Raw genomic sequence first — 18,104 nt, forward strand, 5'->3', positions numbered from 1 at the left:
CCGCTTTCGCTGGCTTGGGCAGGTCAGGATGCCGGCGGGAACGAACAGTAACGATGCGATTAGGGCCACGCACCCGTTAACGAGCCGTTAAGCGCGCGCGTCGGCCGGGCGGGCAAAAGATCTCAGCCGGAACTGGCGTGATGCCACCGGAAAAAACCGCCCCCTCACCGCCCCCAGCGATCGGACCAGATCTTCTCGCCGATGAGGCAATTGACGCGCGGCTCCTTGTCGGCAACCGGCATCACGGGCCGCTCCGGGGTGCGGCCGGCGATTTCCATCAGCAGCTTGGTGCGGATCGCTTCCTTGAACTTGTCGCGCTCCTTGATCGTGATGACGAAGGACCCCGGCCCTCCGATGACGCAGTCCTCGTAATAAAGATCGAGATTGTCGATATCCATGGTCGAATAGGACGGCTCCTTGACCATGATCGGCAGGCCGTTGATGACGATGCCTTTCTCCAGCGCGGCGTCACGCGCCATCGTGACCGGGCCGCCATTGTTGTTCGGACCGTCGCCGGAAATGTCGATGACGCGGCGCAGGCCGCGATAGGGATCCTCGTCGAACAGCGGCATCGCGAAGTTGATCGCGCCTGAAATCGAGGTGCGCGAAGCGCGCCGGATCGGCGTCTTCATGATCTCGGCGGCAACCGCGTCCGCCGTCTCCGGACCATCGATCAGCCGCCAGGGAATGATGATCTTCTGGTCGCTGGAGGCGGCCCACTCGAAATAGGTCACTGCGATGCGGCCGTTCGGGCCGAGCTTCAGCGCCTGCAGGAACTCCTTCGACTGGATCGCCTGTGCATAGCCCTCGCGCTGGATCGCGAGCTCGTCCATGTCCATCGAGTAGGACACGTCGACCGCGAGGATCAGCTCGACATCGACGCTCTGCGCGTCCTTGTCGGCCGCAAGCCGCTGCGGTTGAGTTCTGGGCGATTCGAATTTGGGTCCTGGTGCCGCGATGCCCGCGACGTCCCCTCCGGCGAACATGCCGGCCACCAGCACAGCCCCGATCGAGAACAGCAAACGCATCGCAGTCTCCCGTCGTATGACGCGATGGTGACATGCAATCGGCTTGCCGCAAAGGCCGAAGATCGCTTGTGCTTCACATTCGAGTTAGGAATTCACACGTTACGCAAGTCTGCCGCCATGTTGCCGCGCTTGCGTCGGGAACACGGGCGATCTCAAGAGCCGTCGTTCCGGGACTCGCGAAGCGAGGGCCCGGAATCCAGCTGCCGGCGGAGGCACGCGACCCCGCCCACTTGTCCGGCACGATTTCCATGCTAGGTTGGTCGCACAGATGGGGATGGAGTCCCCCGACAACCGCCCGGCGGTCGATGACCTCATGGGCTGATGACTCCTGCTCGAGGAGAGGCAATCTTGGGCCTCTGCCTTTGGCGGGAGCATGGACACACCCGCCGATGGCGGGTTTTTTGTTGCCTGCTGGCGGCCGGCAGGCGAATGCGAGGGGACCACGAAGACGTGACGATGACGACACCGAATGCCGTACGTACCACACTGCCCAGAGGGATCTGGGTGCTCGGCTTTGTCTCGATGTTCATGGACATCTCCTCCGAGATGATCCACGCGCTGCTGCCGGTCTATCTCGTCACCGTGCTCGGCGCCTCCACCCTCACCGTCGGCTTCATCGAGGGCATTGCCGAGGCGACCGCCTCGATCACCAAGATCTTCTCCGGTGCGCTGTCGGACTGGCTCGGCCGCCGCAAGCTGCTCGCCGCGCTCGGCTACGGGCTAGCCGCCTTCACCAAGCCGCTGTTCCCGCTCGCGCCCAGCGTCGGATGGCTGGTAGCGGCGCGCTTCATCGATCGCGTCGGCAAGGGAATTCGCGGCGCGCCGCGCGATGCGCTGATCGCAGATATCGCCCCCGTCGGCCTGCGCGGCGCGAGCTTTGGCCTGCGGCAATCGCTCGACACGATCGGCGCCTTCCTCGGCCCGCTCGTGGCAATCGGCCTGATGTGGTGGACGGCAGACAATTTTACCCTCGTGTTCTGGGTGGCGGTGCTGCCGGCCTTCCTGTCCTTCGGGCTGATCGCGTTCGCGGTGAAGGAGCCGGAGCCCGATCCGAGCCGGAAACGTGCGGAAAATCCGCTCAATCTCGCCGCAATGCGCCAGCTCGGAGCGGTCTATTGGCGCGTCGTCGCCGTGGGCGTCGTGTTCACGCTCGCGCGCTTCAGCGAGGCCTTCCTAATCTTGCGCGCACAGAACATCGGGCTCGACGTGATGTGGGTGCCGGCTGTACTGGTGCTGATGAACGTCGCCTATGCACTGTCGGCCTATCCGGCCGGCGTGCTGTCGGACCGGATCAACCGGACCGGCCTGCTCGCGCTCGGCCTGGTCTTCGTCGCCGCGGCCGACCTCGCGCTGGCGCTGCTCCCGAGCCTTGCGGGCCTCGCGCTCGGAGTCGTGCTGTGGGGACTCCATATGGGACTGACGCAGGGCCTGCTCTCGGCCATGGTCGCCGATGCCGCCCCGCCAAGCCTGCGCGGCACCGCCTTCGGCTATTTCAACCTGTTCACCGGGCTTGCCTTGCTGGCTGCGAGCGTGATCGCGGGTGCGCTGTGGGACGCCTATGGACCGGCGGGAACGTTTCTTGCCGGGCTTGGATTCGCGCTGGTTTCGCTGGTGGGGCTGCTCGCCGTCGGCAAAGGTCTGGCCACCGAGGGCAAGTGAAGCAAATGGCGAAGTGGGGAACGAGACATTGAACATTCAATACATCCTCGCCGTTGCCGGCGGCGGAGCGCTCGGCGCGGTCATACGCTATCTCGTTGCGATCGGGTCGGGCCGCGCGTTCGGTACGGATTTTCCGTGGGGCACGCTGATCGTCAACGTCACCGGATCGTTCCTGATCGGCATTTTTACCGCGCTGTTCGCGACCAAATGGAACCTGCCGCAGGCCGCGCGGATCTTTCTGACGGTCGGAATTTGTGGCGGGTACACGACGTTCTCGACGTTCTCACTGGATGCCTGGTATCTGATCGAGCGCGGCCAGACATGGGCATCTGCCGCCTACATGATTGCGTCGGTCGTGCTGTCGGTGGGCGCTCTGATCGCCGCATTACAGCTCGTTCGCGCACTTCCGTAACTCACGCAGGGCGCAAGTCGTGCATTCCTGCCCAGCCGCGACGGCATAGTGGCGAGCGGCCGCATATCTTGGAGCGCTCCCCGCTCCTGCGGTATGATGTGTTGGCTGGTGGCTCATTCGAGCCAGGGCGTTTCGGGACACGATGAACGACACCGTCACCAAACCGAAAACCAGGACCAGGACCAAGGTCGAGCGGCCGAAGCTCCACAAGGTCATCCTGATCAACGACGACTACACGCCGCGTGAATTCGTTACCATGGTGCTGAAGGCCGAATTCCGCATGACCGAGGATCAGGCCTACAAGGTGATGATCACCGCGCACAAGCTGGGCGCCTGCGTGGTGGCCGTATTCACCAAGGACGTCGCCGAAACCAAGGCAACGCGCGCCACCGACGCCGGCCGCGCCAAGGGCTATCCGCTATTGTTCACGACGGAGCCGGAGGAATAGGCTTCATCCTGCGACGATGAATGTCCTTCAGCTCAGTGCACATCACGCCATCACCACCGGCGTCTCCTCCGCCAGCCCGTAGACGCGCTGCGCCTTGGAAAATCCTGCGATCGGAAACTCGCCGAGCTGGTGCCAATCATGGCGGCAGACATTGGCAAAACCTTCCGAGGCGACGACGGTCCGCCCCAGGCGCCCCGTGATCTTCTCCAGCCTTGCCGCGAGATTGACCGCCGGGCCGATGCAGGTGAAGTCGAGGCGGTTGCCGCCGCCGATATTGCCGTAAAGGATGTTGCCGACATGCAGCGCGACGCCGAAGCGGAAGCGCTCGACGGCCTCGCCGACCGGAAAGGCGAGCGCCTCGACGCTGGCGCGCGAGTCGCGCGCCGCCGCCAGCACCTGCGCGCAGACATGAGCGGCATCGCCGACATATTCGTCGATCGGGAACACGGCGAGCAGGCCGTCGCCCATGAACTTCAGCACCTCGCCGCCATGGTCTCGGATCGCCGTGACCTGGCAGTCGAAATAATGATTGAGGATCTGGACAACCGTCTCGGGCGGCAGCCGGTCCGACAGCGCGGTGAAGCCGCGCAGGTCCGACAGCCAGATCGCCGCCTGCATGGTGTCGTTGTGACCGCGGCGGATCTGGCCGCCGAGGATGCGCGCGCCGGCGCGATTACCGACATAGGTGTCGAGCAGCATCTCGGCGGTGCGGCGCATAGTGATGATCTCGCTGATGCGTGCGAGAGGCGCTATGAGAGCTCGGATGGCTGCGATGTCGTCGTCGCTGAAGCCGCCGGGCTGCCGCGTGATCCAGCTCGTCGCGTGAATGGAGCCGTCGAGAAAAGGCACCGGCACCGCGATATAATCGGTCGCGCCTTCGGCGTGCATGTCCTCGAGGAACGGAAATCGCTTGCTGTCGGGGTCGCCTGCGCGGCCCCTGACCTCGATGCCCTGCTCGAAAACCACGCGAAGCGGGCTGTGGGCGAATTGGGGCGTGTCCAGGATCTCAAAATCGACGCTGCCGATTTCAACTCCCTCGCCCTGCCGCCAGATGAAGTTGCGGCCGAAGACTTCGGGATGCAGCGTGCGGATGAAGATGCCGAACCGCCACAGTGGCAGGCCGGCCGCGACCAGACGTTCACAGAAATCGGCAATCCCTACGGCCGACTCCTGAGCCGCCCAAGTGCCGTCGATCAGCCAGTTGGAGATGCGCTGAAGCTCGGAGCTGTTCATGGCCGCATTTGCGGACGAAGTTGCAGGGCCGTCAAGCTGCGCGGTGGACTAGTACCGCGAGTTCAACGCCCGACCTGTCCGCGATCGCGCAGGAAGTGATCGGCCAGCACGCAGGCCATCATGGCCTCGCCGACGGGGACGGCGCGGATGCCGACGCAGGGATCGTGGCGGCCCTTGGTGAATATCTCGGTCTCGGTGCCTTGCCGATCGACGGTGAGACGCGGCTGCAGGATCGACGAGGTCGGCTTCACCGCGAAACGTACCACCACGGGCTGCCCGGTGGAGATACCGCCCAGCACGCCGCCGGCGTGGTTGGAGAGGAAGCGCGTGCCGTCATTGCCGGAGCGCATCTCGTCGGCGTTCTGTTCGCCCGTCAGTTCCGCCGCGCCAAAACCGGCGCCGATCTCGACGCCCTTCACCGCGTTGATGGTCATCATCGCGCCCGCCAGATCGGAATCGAGCTTGGCGTAGATCGGCGCGCCGAGACCTGCCGGCACGCCCTCGGCGACGACCTCGATCACGGCGCCGATCGAGGAGCCGCTTTTGCGGATGCCATCGAGATAGGTCTCGAAGAACGCGGCCTTGTCCTTGTCGGGACAGAAGAAGGGATTCTTGGCGACCTCGTCCCAGTCCCACTTGTCGCGGTCGATCTTGTGCGGGCCGATCTGCACCAGGGCGCCTCGCACCTTCACATCCGGCAGCACTTTCCGCGCGATGGCGCCTGCGGCAACGCGCATCGCGGTCTCGCGCGCCGAGGAGCGCCCGCCGCCGCGATAATCGCGCAGGCCGTACTTCGCCTCATAGGTGAAGTCGGCATGACCGGGACGAAACTTGTCCTTGATCTCGGAATAATCCTTCGAGCGCTGGTCGGTGTTCTCGATCAGAAGGCCGATTGGCGTGCCCGTCGTCACCTGAGCGCCGGTCTCGGGATGGGCCATCACGCCGGATAGGATCTTCACCTGGTCCGGCTCCTGGCGCTGGGTGGTGAAGCGCGACTGGCCGGGACGGCGCCGGTCGAGATCCCGCTGGATGTCGGCCTCGGTGAGCGGGATCATCGGCGGGCAGCCGTCAACCACGCAGCCGATCGCCACCCCATGGCTCTCGCCGAAGGTTGTGACGCGGAACATGTGGCCGAAAGTGTTGAAGGACATCGCTGCTCGCGGGTTCGTAAGTCAATGCTGACTTAACTCGCCCTGAAATAGGGGTCAAATATCGGCGAAGCCTTCATGGCCGGGCTTGTCCCGGCCATCCACGTTCTTGGTGGCTGCGAGCACGAAAGTCCGTGGATGCCCGGGACAAGCCCGGGCATGACGGCGGGGGCGAGGCAGCGCTCCGGGCTAACTAAACTTCTCCAACCGCCCGTCGCGGAACACGTAGACGGCGCCCTGCTCGATATAGAGCTCGGCGGCGCTGGCGGGCGTCTCGAGGCCCAAGGCCACCATCAGAGCTCGGCAGGTCCCGCCATGGGCCACTGCGACGGTGTCGGACAGGAGCTGGTCGTACCAGGTGCGCACGCGGATCTGCACGTCGGCGTAGGTCTCCCCGCCCGCAGGCCCCACGGTCCATTTGTCGGCGAGGCGCCTTGCATAGATGTCCGGATCCCTCGCCTCACTCTCGGCCAGCGTCAGCCCCTCCCAGGTGCCGTAGCCGATCTCGCGCAGACGATCGTCGAGCGCGTAATCGGCAGGCGGCAATTCGAGCTTGCCGCGCGCGAGCTCCATGGTCTGGCGCGCACGGCCGAGCGGGCTCGACACGTAAGCCAGCGCGGCCTTGTCGCGCCCGTCGCGCTTGAACAGTTCGGCGAGAATGCCGCCGGCCTGCACGGCCTGGCTGCAGCCGCGCGCGTTCAGCGGAATGTCCCTGGTGCCCTGAAGCCTGCCGAGCGCATTCCACTCGGTCTCGCCGTGGCGAAGATAGTAGATCGTAGGCTTGGGCATTTCAGTTAGAGGCTAGTCCTTCCCGCCAAGCGAGATATCAGGCGCATCCGGCCGCTTCATGCCGAGCACGTGATAGCCGGAATCGACGTGGTGCACCTCGCCGGTGACGCCGCGCGAGAGGTCGGAAAGGAAATACAGCGCGCTGCCGCCGACGTCTTCGGTGGACACGTTGCGCCGCATCGGCGCGTTGGTCTCGTTCCACTTCAGGATATAGCGGAAGTCGCCGATGCCGGACGCCGCCAGCGTCTTGATGGGACCTGCCGAGATCGCGTTGACGCGAATGTTCTTCTCGCCGAGATCGGCAGCGAGATAGCGCACGCTGGCTTCCAGCGCCGCCTTGGCCACGCCCATGACGTTGTAATGCGGCATCCACTTCTCGGCGCCGTAATAGGAGAGCGTGATCAGCGAGCCGCCATCCGTCATCAGCTTCTCGGCGCGCTGCGCCACCGCCGTGAACGAATAGCAGGAGATCAGCATCGACTTCGAAAAATTCTCCTGCGTGGTGTCGACGTAGCGGCCGTCGAGTTGCTCGCCATAGGCGATCGCATGCACCAGGAAGTCGATCTTGCCCCATTTCTCCTTCAGCACCGCGAAGACGGCATCGATGGTTGCGGCATCGGTGACGTCGCAATGGCCAAGCACGAGGCCGCCGATCTCGGCGGCGAGCGGCTCGACGCGCTTCTTCAGCGCATCGCCCTGATAGGTGAAGGCGAGCTCGGCGCCCGCGGCGTGGCATGCCTTGGCGATTCCCCAGGCGATCGAGCGGTTGTTGGCGACGCCGAGGATGACCCCGCGCTTTCCTTGCATCAGACCCGAATTCTGCGCCATTTTTGCACGTCCCGTCGAACTCTCGTTGAGGTCTGGAGGTACACCAGCCCTCCCCTGCGGTACAGCCCTAATCCGCAGCATTAACGCTGTTTCGAGTGCCGGAATAGCCGTTCCGCTTGGGTGTTATGATCGCTATAGGCGCGCGCCGAACGCCAGGGATGTCAGGACCGCAATGAGTGCGTTTCGCCAGAGTGTGGAAGCCATGATCCCGGCGTTGCGCCGCTACGCCCGCGCGCTCACACGCGATGCGGATGCGGCCGACGATCTGGTCCAGGATACGTTGGTACGCGCGCTGCGTTCGGAGCGGCTGTTTCTCGGAGGCGACGTCAGGAGCTGGCTCTATACGATCCTGACCAACCTCAACAAGAACCGGCGGCGCTCGCTGGCAAGGCGGCCGCAATTCATGCCGCTGACGGACAACAACCCCGATGCCAGCGGGACCGAGGCCGAAGGACGCGACATCGAGAAGGCACTGGCTACTCTCGTCGAGGAGCAGCGTTCGGTGCTGCTGCTGGTGATGCTAGAAGGCATGAGCTACCGCGAGGTTGCCGACATCCAGGGTGTCCCGATCGGCACCGTGATGTCGCGCCTGGCGCGCGCAAGAGCCCACGTCAAAGCCTCGCTGGAGGGCGAGCGTACGGCGCTCAGGCGGGTGAAATGATGGCCGGGTCGATGCATCGAACGATCTCCGCCCGCAGCCGGATAGTGAGCTGCGCGAAGCTAACTCGCAGAAGGCATTTTGGGCCGCAGAGCCAGAGACGACCGATATGAACGACCGCAAGATTCCAGTAACCGAGGACGAACTGCACGCCTATGTCGACGGCGAGTTGCCGGCCGAGCGACGCGCCGACGTCGAGGCCTTTCTTGCCGCCCACCCCGAGGACGCCGAGCGGGTGCAGTCCTGGCGGACCATGGCCGAGATGCTGCACGCGCGTTACGATTCGATTGCCCATGAACGGGTGCCCGCACGGCTCGAGCTCGAGAGGCTGGAGCGCCGCCCGCGGCAATGGTTTTATGGCGCCGCCGCGGCCGTGCTGGTCGCCTTCGTCGCCGGCGGCACCGCCGGCTGGGTGGCGCATGGCGCCGCCAACGCGCCTTCGACCTTCCGGAGCTTTACGGCGGACGCACTCGACGCCCACCGCCTCTATGTCGTCGAGGTCCGCCACCCGGTTGAGGTCGGCGGCAACGAGCGCGATCACTTGCAGGCCTGGCTGACCCGGCGCTGCGGCTGGACCGTGTTCGCGCCGAACCTGGAGGCGAGCGGGCTGAAGCTGGTCGGCGGCCGGCTGCTACCGGGACCGAACGGTCCGGCGTCGTTCCTGATGTACGAGGGCGCCTCGGGCGAGCGGTACACGATCTACAGCGCCAAGACCGAGAATGGTGCAACGCAAATGCGCTACGCCAAGACGGACAAGGACGGCGCGTTGTTCTGGTCCGAGCGCGGCGTCGGCTACGTCGTCAGCGGCAGCAGCGATCGCGAACGGCTGACCAAGGTGGCGCAGGCCGTCTACGACCAAGCAGAGAAAAACGGCACCTAGACAACCGCGCAAGGCCAGTGCCCAGATTCCGTCATCGAAAATTTGGAATCAGGACATCGACACGTCTCATTATCGCACCGGGTGCTCACGCGATTATGAGTGGCGTTCGATCCGCCGATCGACGCGGGCGGCCTCGATTGGGGTTTTTGGTACCGCGCTGGTCCCCCTCTCGAGGCCGCACCTTTTTATCGGCTGCCCCGCCGGACAGCCGACACGTCGAGACCATGAAGCGCTACCACGCCTCAGGCGTATGATGGGCATCATCTCCAGGACGATGCCGTGGTCCTTTAGGAGAACCCCTTCAGTTCGCTCTCGCCCTAAAGCGCGATGGCTCGCGCTTTAGCTCTTTGTTTGCGCATGATCTTTCCGGAAAACCGCTCCACACTTTTCCGGACATGCTTTAGCCGACACCGCTACGTGGATTGTAGGGGTGTTGGTCCCGCCACTTCTCCATCAATGCTTCAAGCTCGGCGTCGTTCCCGTCCGGTAGCATAATCCTGATGATGACGAAGAGATCCCCGGTTCCGCCGGCTTTCGGCAGGCCCTTGCCCTTGAGGCGGAAGGTCCGGCCGCTGGACGTGTTCTTGGGGACCGAGAGCTCCACGGCATTGCCGAGGGTCGGCACGCGGACCCTGCCGCCGAGCACCGCCTCGTAGAGCGTGACCGGCAGGTCGATCCTGAGGTCTGCGCCCTCGACCTTGAAGAACGGGTGCGGTGCAATGTTGATGGTGATCAGGAGATCGCCGGGCGGATGGCCCTGCGCACTTTCTCCCTGCCCCCGCAGCCTGATCTGCTGGCCCTCGGTGACCCCGGCCGGAATCTTGACGTTGAGCTCCTTGCCAGTCGGCAGCCGCACACGCTTCTCGCCGCCCTTGACCGCCTCTTCCAGCGAGACGCTCATGGCGACGTTGACGTCGAGATCGAGCCCGATGCCGCCAGTGTCGAACTCGAACTGGGCGCCGCCGCCGGCTCCGGGCCGTGCGCCGCGCATCCCGCCGCCGAACATGCTGTTGAGGATGTCCTCGAACGCACCGCCGCCCGGGCCGCCCGCACCGCCGCTTCGGAACGTATAGCTTTCGAACCCGCCAGGGCCCGCGCGGCCGCGAGGACCGCCGCCGCCCGGAAAACCCTGGAAGCGCGGCTTGCCCTCGGCGTCGATCTCGCCCCGGTCAAACTGCTTGCGCTTGTCCTCGTCGCCGAGGATCTCGTTGGCCGAGTTGATCTCGGCGAAGCGTTCGGCAGCCTTCGGATCACCCTTGTTGCTGTCAGGATGGTGCTTCTTGGCCAGCTTGCGATAGGCGCTTTTGATCGCGGCAGCGCTGGCGCTCCGCGGCACCCCCAAGACCTCATAGGGGTCGCGCATTCGTCACGTCTCCTTCAAGAAATCGAATTGTTCAAAGGGCTCCCCGCCCCACCTGCGGGTGATGTGGGAAGAGAGTGGCATTTTTGCAACTAGGAACGCGAGCTGAAGCTCTATCTTTGGAGCATGGTCTGATCGGAAAACCGGTTCCCACGTTTCCGGATCATGCTCAGCTCCGCCACGGCTTTAGCGTATGAATCTCCCAACGGCCACGACCGCTTTGGCAGCCGGCGCCCTGGAGCCAGCTTTCGGTATTGCCGTTGACGTAGCTCGCCAGGAAGTCGCGGCATTTGCGCCCGTCCTCGGCGGCATAGGACTGGGCGATGGGCGTCACCGAGCCGCGCGCCCCTGTCTCCGGATTCTCCCAGTGCTGGCTGGAATCCTTGTCGCCCTTGCTGAGGACGTCAGAGGCGGCGTTGCGGGTGAAGGCGAGATCGGTCTCGGTCGGGGGAGCGTCCTTCGCCGGCCGCGCGATCGAGCCGGTGAGGTCGCTGTCCTCGGCCTTGGCATAGGCGCTGCCGTCGTTGCGGGAAAAGCTGCAGCCGCCGGCACCAAGCCCGATCAGAATCATCGTCATGACGAAGCCGGACGGCCGGATCGCCGATAGGCCAACGCGTCCCCATGCCCTATATAGGGCGGTAGCGGACAACAACGCGTTTTGGGCCGCGGGACGCAACTCGGACTCCGGACATGACCGACACGACCTCGATGAAACACCAGACACCCTTAACATCCGGTGATTTCACCGCTGCCGACGAGCCATTTGCGTTGTTCGAGGCCTGGCTCAACGAAGCGGTCAAGAGCGAGCCGAACGATCCGAACGCCATGGCGCTCGCAACGGTCGATCCCGACGGGCTGCCTGATGTGCGCATGGTGCTGATGAAGGGCTTCGATACCGAGGGTTTCGTCTTCTACAGCCATATCGCCAGCCAGAAGGGCCGCGAACTCGCCGCAAATCCTAAGGCAGCGTTACTTTTTCACTGGAAGTCGTTGCGCCGTCAGGTGCGCATCCGCGGCAACGTGACGCCGGTGACCGACGCGGAGGCCGACGCCTATTTCGCGACGCGACCGAAGCAGGCCCAGATCGGCGCCTGGGCGAGCAAGCAATCGCAAGAGCTGGAGAGCCGGTTCGCGTTCGAGCAGGCCATCGCCAAGGTCGCGGCCAAATACGTCATCGGCGAAGTGCCGCGGCCGCCGGGCTGGAGCGGCTGGCGCATCACGCCGGTGCGGATCGAGTTCTGGCACGACCGCCCGTTCCGCCTGCACGACCGCATTGAATTTCGCCGTGACGCGGCCGGCCAACCGTGGTCCAAGACGCGAATGTATCCGTAAGCTTTGGGCCGACCTGAAAGATGTCCATGCCGCATTCGTCCAATGCGCCGCGCCGTACGCTGCTCCTGACCGGAGCCAGCCGCGGCATCGGCCACGCCACCGTGATCCGTTTCTCCTCGGCGGGCTGGCGCGTCATCACCTGCTCGCGGCATCCTTTCCCGGAGGACTGCCCCTGGGACGCAGGGCCGGAGGACCACATCCAGGTCGACCTCGGCGATCCCAAGGACACCGCGCGCGCGATCTCGGAGATCCGCAACCGGCTCGAGGGCGGCACGCTGCATGCGCTGGTCAACAACGCCGCGATCTCGCCGAAGGGCGCCGGCGGCTCGCGGTTGGGCTCGGTCGACACCGACCTCGATACCTGGACCCACGTTTTCCATGTCAACTTTTTCGCGCCGATCATGATGGCGCGGGGGCTGATCGAGGAATTGAAGGCCGCCAAGGGGTCGGTCGTGAACGTCACCTCGATCGCGGGCTCGCGCGTGCACCCCTTCGCAGGCGCGGCCTACGCCACCTCGAAGGCCGCGCTCGCAGCGCTGACGCGCGAGATGGCCTCCGACTTCGGCCGCATCGGCGTCCGCGTCAACGCGATCGCCCCGGGCGAGATCGACACCTCGATCCTGTCGCCGGGCACCGAGAAGATCGTCGAGCAGCAGATCCCGATGCACCGCCTCGGCACGCCCGACGAAGTGGCAAAGATCATCTACGTGCTGTGCACGGACACCAGCTCCTACGTCAACGGCGCCGAGATCCACATCAACGGCGGCCAGCACGTGTAGGCGGGCACTGTCATTGCGAGCGAAAGCGAAGCAATCCAGACTGCCTCCGCAAAGACAGTCTGGATTGCTTCGTCGCGGAGCCTGTCATCCGGCCCGCCGGAGGCGGGACCGGGTGGCTCCTCGCAATGACGGAAGGGGAAATGGCCGCTCAGGGAAGCAAGGCGATCCAGACAACGCCGCCGCAAGACCTGGATCGCCCTTACCTTCCGTTCCTCAATCGAGTCGAATCCGACGTGAGCGCTCGCGCGGCCGCGGAGCGGCCGTGCTGAATGCAGTCGAGCAGTCGTCGTCGTTCTCACCATCGAGCAGCGGAGCACCACAGTGCCGGCACATGCGTGCCGACATCGACGGCGCCTTGCCGCTCGCCAGAACCTGACGGTAGTTCGCCAGATCGATGACGTTGCGGGGCGACGTTATGTGTTTCTCAACCATGGCTGTTCCTCGCGGCTACGCCCTGCTTATCGCAGACAAGTTTCGCGCAAACGTTCAGCCCACCGCTCAAATTTTACCGGAGGAATTGCGGCATGACACACGCGTCACCGCGTCGCCGCAATCCCGATCGATTCTGCGACACGATTGATCGTGTCTATGCGAGCGGCGTAAGGTCTCGGTAGGTATCTTTGCTCGCGCACGATTCCTACAGCCACTTCTTCCACTTGAAGATCCAGTAGGGGACGATGGCGGCGATCAGCATCATCACCAGCGCCATCGGGTAACCGTGCACCCATTCGAGTTCCGGCATCACCTTGAAGTTCATGCCGTAGATCGAGGCGATCAGGGTCGGCGGCATCAGGACAACGGCCATGACCGAAAACAGCTTGATGATGTTGTTCTGCTCGAGATTGACGACGCCGAGCATGGCGTCGAGCACGAAGGTGATCTTGCTGGAGAGATAGGAGGCGTGATCGGTCAGCGAGGCGACGTCGCGCTGCATGGTCTTGAGCTGCTCGCGCATGTCCTTCGACCACTTCACGCCCTCGACCACGGCGGACAGGAACGTCACGACGCGGCCGATCGACACCAGGCTCTCGCGAACCTTCGAGGTCAAGTCGCCCTTGCGGCCGATCGAGATCAGGATCTGGGAATATCGCTTGGCGTGGCCGTGGCGCTCGCTCTCCGGCTCGAAGATCTCGTGGGAGACCTGGTCGATCTCGGCGCCGCAGCGCTCCAGAATGTCGGCGCAGCGGTCGATCACGGCGTCCAGGAGCTCCATCAGCACCATCTCGCCGGTGATCGAGGGCGTGCAGGAGCGGGCGAGCTTGGCCTCGACCAGCGCAAAGGGCTTGGGCAGGTCGTAGCGGACCGTCACCAGGCGGTGGTCGCCAAGGATGAAGGTCACCGCGGTGGTCCGGGGCATGTCGGTATCGGAGTGGCACATCAGCGTCGCGGTCATGTAGCGCGCGCCGTTCTCCATATAGAGGCGACTGGAGATCTCGATCTCCTGCATGTCTTCCCGGGTCGGGATGGCGATGCCCGCCAGCCGCTCGACCGCCTTGTCCTCGGCAGCCGAGGGGTTGACGAGGTCAATCCAGACTGCGTTCTCCGGCAGCGCTGTGAGATCCTCGACAACCGCCTTCTTGAGGGAGGTCTCGGAGAGAACGAACACCGAAAACATCAAAAGCTCCAGAGATCCTACGACAGAACGACAGCCCTTAGCGCGATTCTGACAGGTTCACGATGACAACAACATTAACGGAGCGTTTGCATCTGCGGCGGCCCTAGGGCTCAACTGTGGCGCCGGAGGAACAGTCTGGCGCGTCTTACCAAAAAAACCCGCACGACACCCCCAAATTTGCGGCAGAAAAGCCACAGCTGGGGTCTTACAGCCCTGGAAAACGGCTTTGGCGCTGGAATTGTGGCAGATTTCAACCATAATGGGCTTAACGGAGTCGAGGAACTTGGGCGCTACGCTCAGGTCCCTTCCGCACGGTATTGTTTTGATTGGAACCAAACCATGTCGTCGCTGAAAATTATGTTTGGGATTTTGGCCGCTGGCCTGATGCTGTCGGGCTGCATGCAGGCCACGACGCGTTACGAGGCGACGGACACCAAGGCGTTCAAGCCCAAGGACAAAGAACTCCTTGCCAAGGTGAAATACGAGAATACCGCGGTCGCAGAACCGTTCCGCCGCGCCATTGTCGAATTCCACCGCAAGGAAGCGCCGGGCTCGATCGTGGTCGATTCCGACAACCATTACCTCTATTACGTGCTGGAGGGCGGCAAAGCGATCCGCTACGGCATCACTGTCGGCGAAGAGGCCATGGCCTGGTCGGGCATCGCCAAGGTGGCCAGCAAGACCGAGTGGCCGGCCTGGCACCCCACCCCCGGCGAAATCTCGCGCTTGGGCGTGCCGACCTATGTCGCACCCGGACCGGACAATCCGATGGGCTCCCGCGCGCTGTACCTCCATTCTGGGGGCAAGGACACGCTGTTCCGCATCCACGGCACCAACCAGCCGGAATATATCGGCGCCTCGATCTCGTCAGGCTGCATCCGCCTGACCAACGAGGACGCGATCGATCTCTATGATCGCGTCAAGCTCGGCACCCTCGTCGTGGTGCTCGAGCCCAAGCACGGCGATTCGCCCTACAAGCCGCGCCTCGCGCTCCAGGGTGGTTCCAGTTCACCCTACTAAGCAGGCCTTGCCCGAGGCCTTTCAAAGGCGCCGGTTTCACCGGCGCTTTTTTGTTGCCGGCTGGTGCGATCGGGCTTTGTTGCCATCCGCCGCCGGCTTGTCCGCAGGTGCAGCAGGCTTTTCCGCCTCACCGCCGTCGGCGCCCTCCTTTGCCTCGGGCCTGGCCGCGACCTCGCGCGGCGGTGCCTCCTCGGGACGCGGCGCCGGCAGCAGCGGTGCGACCTGAGGCAGCGGATCCCACACGTTCCATTGGCAAATCCGGTAGTCGTTGCGTCGCTGCGCGAGATCGAGATGGATGTGGTCCTCGTGGTACCAGTCCGAACCCGGGCCGAGCACGGTGGAAAAGCGAGTGCAGACCGAGTGCAGCACGCGCTCGCGCACCTCGCGCGAGGTGGTGCGGTCGGTCAGGCCGATCGACTGCCCATTGGCGAGCTTGACGGCGCGGATGTCGATGGCATTGGCCTTGCCGTGCTCGGACAGCATCGCGCCGGCCACGCGGTTGCGGCCGCGGCACTCGAAGCTGTCGAAATTGTCGAGCTCGCTGACGGCGGAGCCGAGGCTGGTCGCCAGCGGCGCCATGTCCTTGCGCACCCAATCGGCGAGCGCGGACGCCATGGTGCAGCGGAGGATGGCCGCCGGCTTGACCGTCACCTTGCGCTTGTCCGGCAGCACGATGGCCTCCAGTCGCACCAGATCCTCGCCGCCGCAGGCACCGGGACCGCGGATATCCGGAATGGACGGCGCGATCGCGATCTCCTCGGTCAGCGCCAGCCGGCAGGCCGAGGCCTGCTTCTCGGGCGGCGGCGCGGCCTCGGCGGGCTTGTCCGCACCTGGCTTGTCGGGGGACGGCTTGCCGTCTGCCTGCGCCGCCCCCTCATCCGACGCTTTGGGGGCCTCCTCGGGACGCGGCTTCGGCAGCGGAATCCTGGCGGCGCGAACGGTTGCGCGGGGCTTCGGTGCTCCAAGGTTGAAGATATCGAGCGGCGCAGGATATTTCCGCGCCTCTGCCCTTTCGGCGAGCAGCAACAGCCCCGCCGCAGCGGTAACCATTGCCGCCCCGGCGGACATATAGCCGCGACAAGACCATTTGCGACGAAAGTCCGGCAGGCTAAAACTCATGGCAATTCTTTGGCCCAACGCTGAGAGCGATAACGCGCCCAGCGACTTCTCGGAGGAACGTCGGAATGCTTGGTTTGATGCAAGATTGGCCCCTGCTCTGCCACCGGATCATCGAACACGCCGCCAGGATTCATGGCAAGCAGGAGGTGGTCACACGCTCGGTCGAGGGACCGATCCATCGCACCAACTACGCCGAGATCCACAAGCGCGCGCTCAAAGTGTCGCAAATGCTGGAGCGCGACGGCATCAAGCTCGGCGATCGTGTCGCAACGATCGCCTGGAACACCTGGCGCCATCTGGAGGTCTGGTACGGCATCATGGGGATCGGCGCCATCTGCCATACCGTCAATCCGCGCCTTTTCCCCGAACAGATCGCCTGGATCATCAATCATGCGCAGGATCGCGTCGTGATGACCGATCTCACCTTCATTCCGATCCTGGAGAAGATCGCGGACAAGTTGCCCAGCGTGGAGCGCTACATCGTGCTCACCGACAAGGCTCACATGCCGGAGACCACGCTGAAGAACGCGGTCGCCTACGAGGACTGGATTGCGCAGGCCGACGGCAAATTCAAATGGAAGGACTTTGACGAGAACACGGCGGCGGCGATGTGCTACACCTCCGGCACGACCGGCGATCCCAAAGGTGTGCTGTATTCGCATCGCTCCAACGTGCTGCACGCGCTGATGGCCAATAACGTCGACGCGCTCGGCACCAGTGCGTCCGAGACAATGCTGCCGGTCGTTCCGCTGTTCCATGCCAACAGCTGGGGCATCGCCTTCTCCGCGCCCTCGCAGGGCACCAAGCTGGTGATGCCGGGCGCCAAGCTCGACGGCGCCTCGGTCTACGAACTGCTCTCGACCGAGAAGGTGACGCACACCGCCGGCGTGCCGACGGTGTGGCTGATGCTGCTCCAGCACATGACGGCCAACAATCTCAAACTGCCGGATCTGAAGATGGTGATCTGCGGCGGCTCGGCGATGCCGCGCTCGATGATCAAGGCCTTCCTCGACATGGGTTCGAACGTCCGCCACGCCTGGGGCATGACCGAGATGAGCCCGATCGGAACCGTCGCGGCGCTGAAGCCGCCGTTCCAGAATGCGACCGGCGATGCCAGGCTCGACGTGCTGCAGATGCAGGGTTATGCGCCGTTCGCCGTGCAGATGAAGATCACCGACGATGCCGGCAAGGAGCTGCCCTGGGACGGCAAGACCTTTGGCCGCCTCAAGGTCTCCGGGCCCGCCGTCGCCAAGGCCTATTACCGCGTCGATAGCAACATCCTCGACGAGGACGGCTTCTTCGACACCGGCGACGTCTCGACCATCGACGAGGACGGCTATATGCGGATCACCGACCGCTCCAAGGACGTGATCAAGTCCGGCGGCGAGTGGATCTCCTCGATCGACCTCGAAAACCTCGCGGTCGGCCACCCCGCCGTGGCGGAAGCCGCCGTGATCGGCGTGTTCCACCCCAAATGGGACGAGCGGCCGCTGCTGATCGTGCAGCTCAAGCAGGGCCAGCAGGCCACGCGCGAGGACATCCTGAAGTTCATGGAGGGCAAGATCGCCAAATGGTGGATGCCCGACGACGTCGCTTTCGTCGACGGCATTCCGCACACCGCCACCGGCAAGATCCTGAAGACGGCGCTGCGCGACCAGTTTAAGGATTACCGGTTCCCGAACGCGGCGGCGTGACGGGCTGGGTGCGCCCCTCCTTGGAGGGGCGTCAGCGTCCGACTTGTTGAAGCCTCCACGACGTCATGGCCGGGCTTGTCCCGGCCATCCACGCCTTGCCCC

Annotated in this window: 19 protein-coding genes and 1 riboswitch; of the genes, 9 read left to right on the plus strand and 10 right to left on the minus strand. The window is 64.4% G+C overall.

Features of this window, described 5'->3' with window-relative positions; all coding sequences use genetic code 11:
• Nucleotides 1-164 precede the first annotated feature (164 nt).
• Entirely contained in the window at nt 165-1,028 is an 864-nt protein-coding gene (locus I6F28_RS08350) for a DUF1194 domain-containing protein (RefSeq protein WP_036004084.1), read from the minus strand.
• A gap of 261 nt (nt 1,029-1,289) precedes the next feature.
• Nucleotides 1,290-1,366: riboswitch (Fluoride riboswitch) on the plus strand.
• 118 nt (nt 1,367-1,484) lie between these two features.
• On the opposite strand from I6F28_RS08350, the gene I6F28_RS08355 reads away from it, so the two are divergent.
• From I6F28_RS08355 to clpS, 3 genes are all read left to right on the plus strand, one after another.
• Nucleotides 1,485-2,687 carry an MFS transporter gene (locus tag I6F28_RS08355; protein ID WP_225139685.1) on the plus strand — a complete coding sequence of 401 codons (1,203 nt, stop codon included), beginning with the start codon at nt 1,485-1,487 and terminating at the stop codon, nt 2,685-2,687.
• Nucleotides 2,688-2,715: 28 nt separating this feature from the next.
• Entirely contained in the window at nt 2,716-3,099 is a 384-nt protein-coding gene (crcB, locus tag I6F28_RS08360; RefSeq protein WP_036004076.1) for a fluoride efflux transporter CrcB, read from the plus strand.
• 142 nt (nt 3,100-3,241) lie between these two features.
• Entirely contained in the window at nt 3,242-3,547 is a 306-nt protein-coding gene (clpS, locus tag I6F28_RS08365) for an ATP-dependent Clp protease adapter ClpS (RefSeq protein ID WP_036004073.1), read from the plus strand.
• 42 nt (nt 3,548-3,589) lie between these two features.
• Here clpS and I6F28_RS08370 read toward each other — a convergent pair whose 3' ends face one another.
• The 4 genes from I6F28_RS08370 to fabI form a co-directional block, all read right to left on the minus strand.
• Nucleotides 3,590-4,780, minus strand: coding sequence for an adenylate/guanylate cyclase domain-containing protein (locus tag I6F28_RS08370; RefSeq protein ID WP_225139686.1), 1,191 nt, complete (start codon nt 4,778-4,780; stop codon nt 3,590-3,592).
• 62 nt (nt 4,781-4,842) lie between these two features.
• A complete protein-coding gene (gene aroC / locus I6F28_RS08375) occupies nt 4,843-5,931 on the minus strand; it encodes a chorismate synthase (RefSeq protein ID WP_036026145.1) in 1,089 nt (362 codons plus the stop codon).
• A 186-nt stretch (nt 5,932-6,117) separates the two neighbouring features.
• Complete coding sequence (locus I6F28_RS08380) at nt 6,118-6,717, minus strand: histidine phosphatase family protein (RefSeq protein ID WP_225139687.1); 600 nt, start codon at nt 6,715-6,717, stop codon at nt 6,118-6,120.
• Between the two features lie 12 nt (nt 6,718-6,729).
• The gene (gene fabI, locus I6F28_RS08385) at nt 6,730-7,545 is read right to left on the minus strand and encodes an enoyl-ACP reductase FabI (protein WP_018648668.1); all 816 of its coding nucleotides are present in this window, start codon (nt 7,543-7,545) and stop codon (nt 6,730-6,732) included.
• A gap of 172 nt (nt 7,546-7,717) precedes the next feature.
• Between fabI and I6F28_RS08390 the strand changes: the two genes are divergently transcribed.
• Together I6F28_RS08390 and I6F28_RS08395 are read left to right on the plus strand one after the other, a co-directional pair.
• Nucleotides 7,718-8,206, plus strand: a complete 489-nt coding sequence (locus tag I6F28_RS08390; protein ID WP_036004059.1) for an RNA polymerase sigma factor — start codon at nt 7,718-7,720, stop codon at nt 8,204-8,206.
• A gap of 106 nt (nt 8,207-8,312) precedes the next feature.
• Nucleotides 8,313-9,083: an anti-sigma factor family protein gene (locus I6F28_RS08395; RefSeq protein WP_036004055.1), complete on the plus strand. Its 771-nt coding sequence runs from the start codon at nt 8,313-8,315 to the stop codon at nt 9,081-9,083.
• Between the two features lie 400 nt (nt 9,084-9,483).
• On the opposite strand, the gene I6F28_RS08400 is transcribed toward I6F28_RS08395, so the two are convergent.
• Nucleotides 9,484-10,446 (minus strand): DnaJ C-terminal domain-containing protein, encoded by a 963-nt coding sequence (locus tag I6F28_RS08400; protein WP_225112631.1) that lies wholly within the window; start codon nt 10,444-10,446, stop codon nt 9,484-9,486.
• A 166-nt stretch (nt 10,447-10,612) separates the two neighbouring features.
• Complete coding sequence (locus I6F28_RS08405; protein WP_036004044.1) at nt 10,613-11,020, minus strand: RT0821/Lpp0805 family surface protein; 408 nt, start codon at nt 11,018-11,020, stop codon at nt 10,613-10,615.
• A 113-nt stretch (nt 11,021-11,133) separates the two neighbouring features.
• Between I6F28_RS08405 and pdxH the strand changes: the two genes are divergently transcribed.
• Together pdxH and I6F28_RS08415 are read left to right on the plus strand one after the other, a co-directional pair.
• Nucleotides 11,134-11,775 (plus strand): pyridoxamine 5'-phosphate oxidase, encoded by a 642-nt coding sequence (gene pdxH / locus I6F28_RS08410; RefSeq protein ID WP_036004041.1) that lies wholly within the window; start codon nt 11,134-11,136, stop codon nt 11,773-11,775.
• 26 nt (nt 11,776-11,801) lie between these two features.
• Nucleotides 11,802-12,554, plus strand: coding sequence for an SDR family NAD(P)-dependent oxidoreductase (locus I6F28_RS08415; RefSeq protein WP_036004050.1), 753 nt, complete (start codon nt 11,802-11,804; stop codon nt 12,552-12,554).
• A 213-nt stretch (nt 12,555-12,767) separates the two neighbouring features.
• On the opposite strand, the gene I6F28_RS08420 is transcribed toward I6F28_RS08415, so the two are convergent.
• Together I6F28_RS08420 and I6F28_RS08425 are read right to left on the minus strand one after the other, a co-directional pair.
• Nucleotides 12,768-12,986 (minus strand): hypothetical protein, encoded by a 219-nt coding sequence (locus I6F28_RS08420; RefSeq protein ID WP_035696491.1) that lies wholly within the window; start codon nt 12,984-12,986, stop codon nt 12,768-12,770.
• A 205-nt stretch (nt 12,987-13,191) separates the two neighbouring features.
• Nucleotides 13,192-14,169 carry a magnesium transporter CorA family protein gene (locus I6F28_RS08425; protein ID WP_036004038.1) on the minus strand — a complete coding sequence of 326 codons (978 nt, stop codon included), beginning with the start codon at nt 14,167-14,169 and terminating at the stop codon, nt 13,192-13,194.
• 339 nt (nt 14,170-14,508) lie between these two features.
• Here I6F28_RS08425 and I6F28_RS08430 point away from each other — a divergent pair, with 339 nt between their 5' ends.
• Nucleotides 14,509-15,189 carry a L,D-transpeptidase gene (locus I6F28_RS08430; protein WP_036031037.1) on the plus strand — a complete coding sequence of 227 codons (681 nt, stop codon included), beginning with the start codon at nt 14,509-14,511 and terminating at the stop codon, nt 15,187-15,189.
• A gap of 36 nt (nt 15,190-15,225) precedes the next feature.
• Here I6F28_RS08430 and I6F28_RS08435 read toward each other — a convergent pair whose 3' ends face one another.
• On the minus strand, nt 15,226-16,308 hold the full coding sequence (locus tag I6F28_RS08435; protein ID WP_225139688.1) for an extensin family protein: 1,083 nt from the start codon (nt 16,306-16,308) through the stop codon (nt 15,226-15,228).
• Between the two features lie 65 nt (nt 16,309-16,373).
• On the opposite strand from I6F28_RS08435, the gene I6F28_RS08440 reads away from it, so the two are divergent.
• A complete protein-coding gene (locus tag I6F28_RS08440) occupies nt 16,374-18,002 on the plus strand; it encodes a fatty-acid--CoA ligase (RefSeq protein ID WP_036004029.1) in 1,629 nt (542 codons plus the stop codon).
• Nucleotides 18,003-18,104: the final 102 nt, after the last annotated feature.

Origin of the sequence: Bradyrhizobium sp. NBAIM14 (assembly GCF_020193895.1) — a bacterium.
In the GTDB taxonomy this organism is placed as follows: domain Bacteria; phylum Pseudomonadota; class Alphaproteobacteria; order Rhizobiales; family Xanthobacteraceae; genus Bradyrhizobium; species Bradyrhizobium yuanmingense.

Bases quoted from the DNA above. Each gene is read 5' to 3' on its own strand.
- I6F28_RS08350 (WP_036004084.1), bottom strand. From the start codon at position 1,028: ATGCGTTTGCTGTTCTCGATCGGGGCTGTGCTGGTGGCCGGCATGTTC.
- I6F28_RS08355 (WP_225139685.1), top strand. From the start codon at position 1,485: ATGACGACACCGAATGCCGTACGTACCACACTGCCCAGAGGGATCTGG.
- clpS (WP_036004073.1), top strand. From the start codon at position 3,242: ATGAACGACACCGTCACCAAACCGAAAACCAGGACCAGGACCAAGGTC.
- I6F28_RS08370 (WP_225139686.1), bottom strand. From the start codon at position 4,780: ATGAACAGCTCCGAGCTTCAGCGCATCTCCAACTGGCTGATCGACGGC.
- aroC (WP_036026145.1), bottom strand. From the start codon at position 5,931: ATGTCCTTCAACACTTTCGGCCACATGTTCCGCGTCACAACCTTCGGC.
- I6F28_RS08380 (WP_225139687.1), bottom strand. From the start codon at position 6,717: ATGCCCAAGCCTACGATCTACTATCTTCGCCACGGCGAGACCGAGTGG.
- fabI (WP_018648668.1), bottom strand. From the start codon at position 7,545: ATGGCGCAGAATTCGGGTCTGATGCAAGGAAAGCGCGGGGTCATCCTC.
- I6F28_RS08390 (WP_036004059.1), top strand. From the start codon at position 7,718: ATGAGTGCGTTTCGCCAGAGTGTGGAAGCCATGATCCCGGCGTTGCGC.
- I6F28_RS08395 (WP_036004055.1), top strand. From the start codon at position 8,313: ATGAACGACCGCAAGATTCCAGTAACCGAGGACGAACTGCACGCCTAT.
- I6F28_RS08400 (WP_225112631.1), bottom strand. From the start codon at position 10,446: ATGCGCGACCCCTATGAGGTCTTGGGGGTGCCGCGGAGCGCCAGCGCT.
- I6F28_RS08405 (WP_036004044.1), bottom strand. From the start codon at position 11,020: ATGACGATGATTCTGATCGGGCTTGGTGCCGGCGGCTGCAGCTTTTCC.
- pdxH (WP_036004041.1), top strand. From the start codon at position 11,134: ATGACCGACACGACCTCGATGAAACACCAGACACCCTTAACATCCGGT.
- I6F28_RS08415 (WP_036004050.1), top strand. From the start codon at position 11,802: ATGCCGCATTCGTCCAATGCGCCGCGCCGTACGCTGCTCCTGACCGGA.
- I6F28_RS08420 (WP_035696491.1), bottom strand. From the start codon at position 12,986: ATGGTTGAGAAACACATAACGTCGCCCCGCAACGTCATCGATCTGGCG.
- I6F28_RS08425 (WP_036004038.1), bottom strand. From the start codon at position 14,169: ATGTTTTCGGTGTTCGTTCTCTCCGAGACCTCCCTCAAGAAGGCGGTT.
- I6F28_RS08430 (WP_036031037.1), top strand. From the start codon at position 14,509: ATGTCGTCGCTGAAAATTATGTTTGGGATTTTGGCCGCTGGCCTGATG.
- I6F28_RS08435 (WP_225139688.1), bottom strand. From the start codon at position 16,308: ATGAGTTTTAGCCTGCCGGACTTTCGTCGCAAATGGTCTTGTCGCGGC.
- I6F28_RS08440 (WP_036004029.1), top strand. From the start codon at position 16,374: ATGCTTGGTTTGATGCAAGATTGGCCCCTGCTCTGCCACCGGATCATC.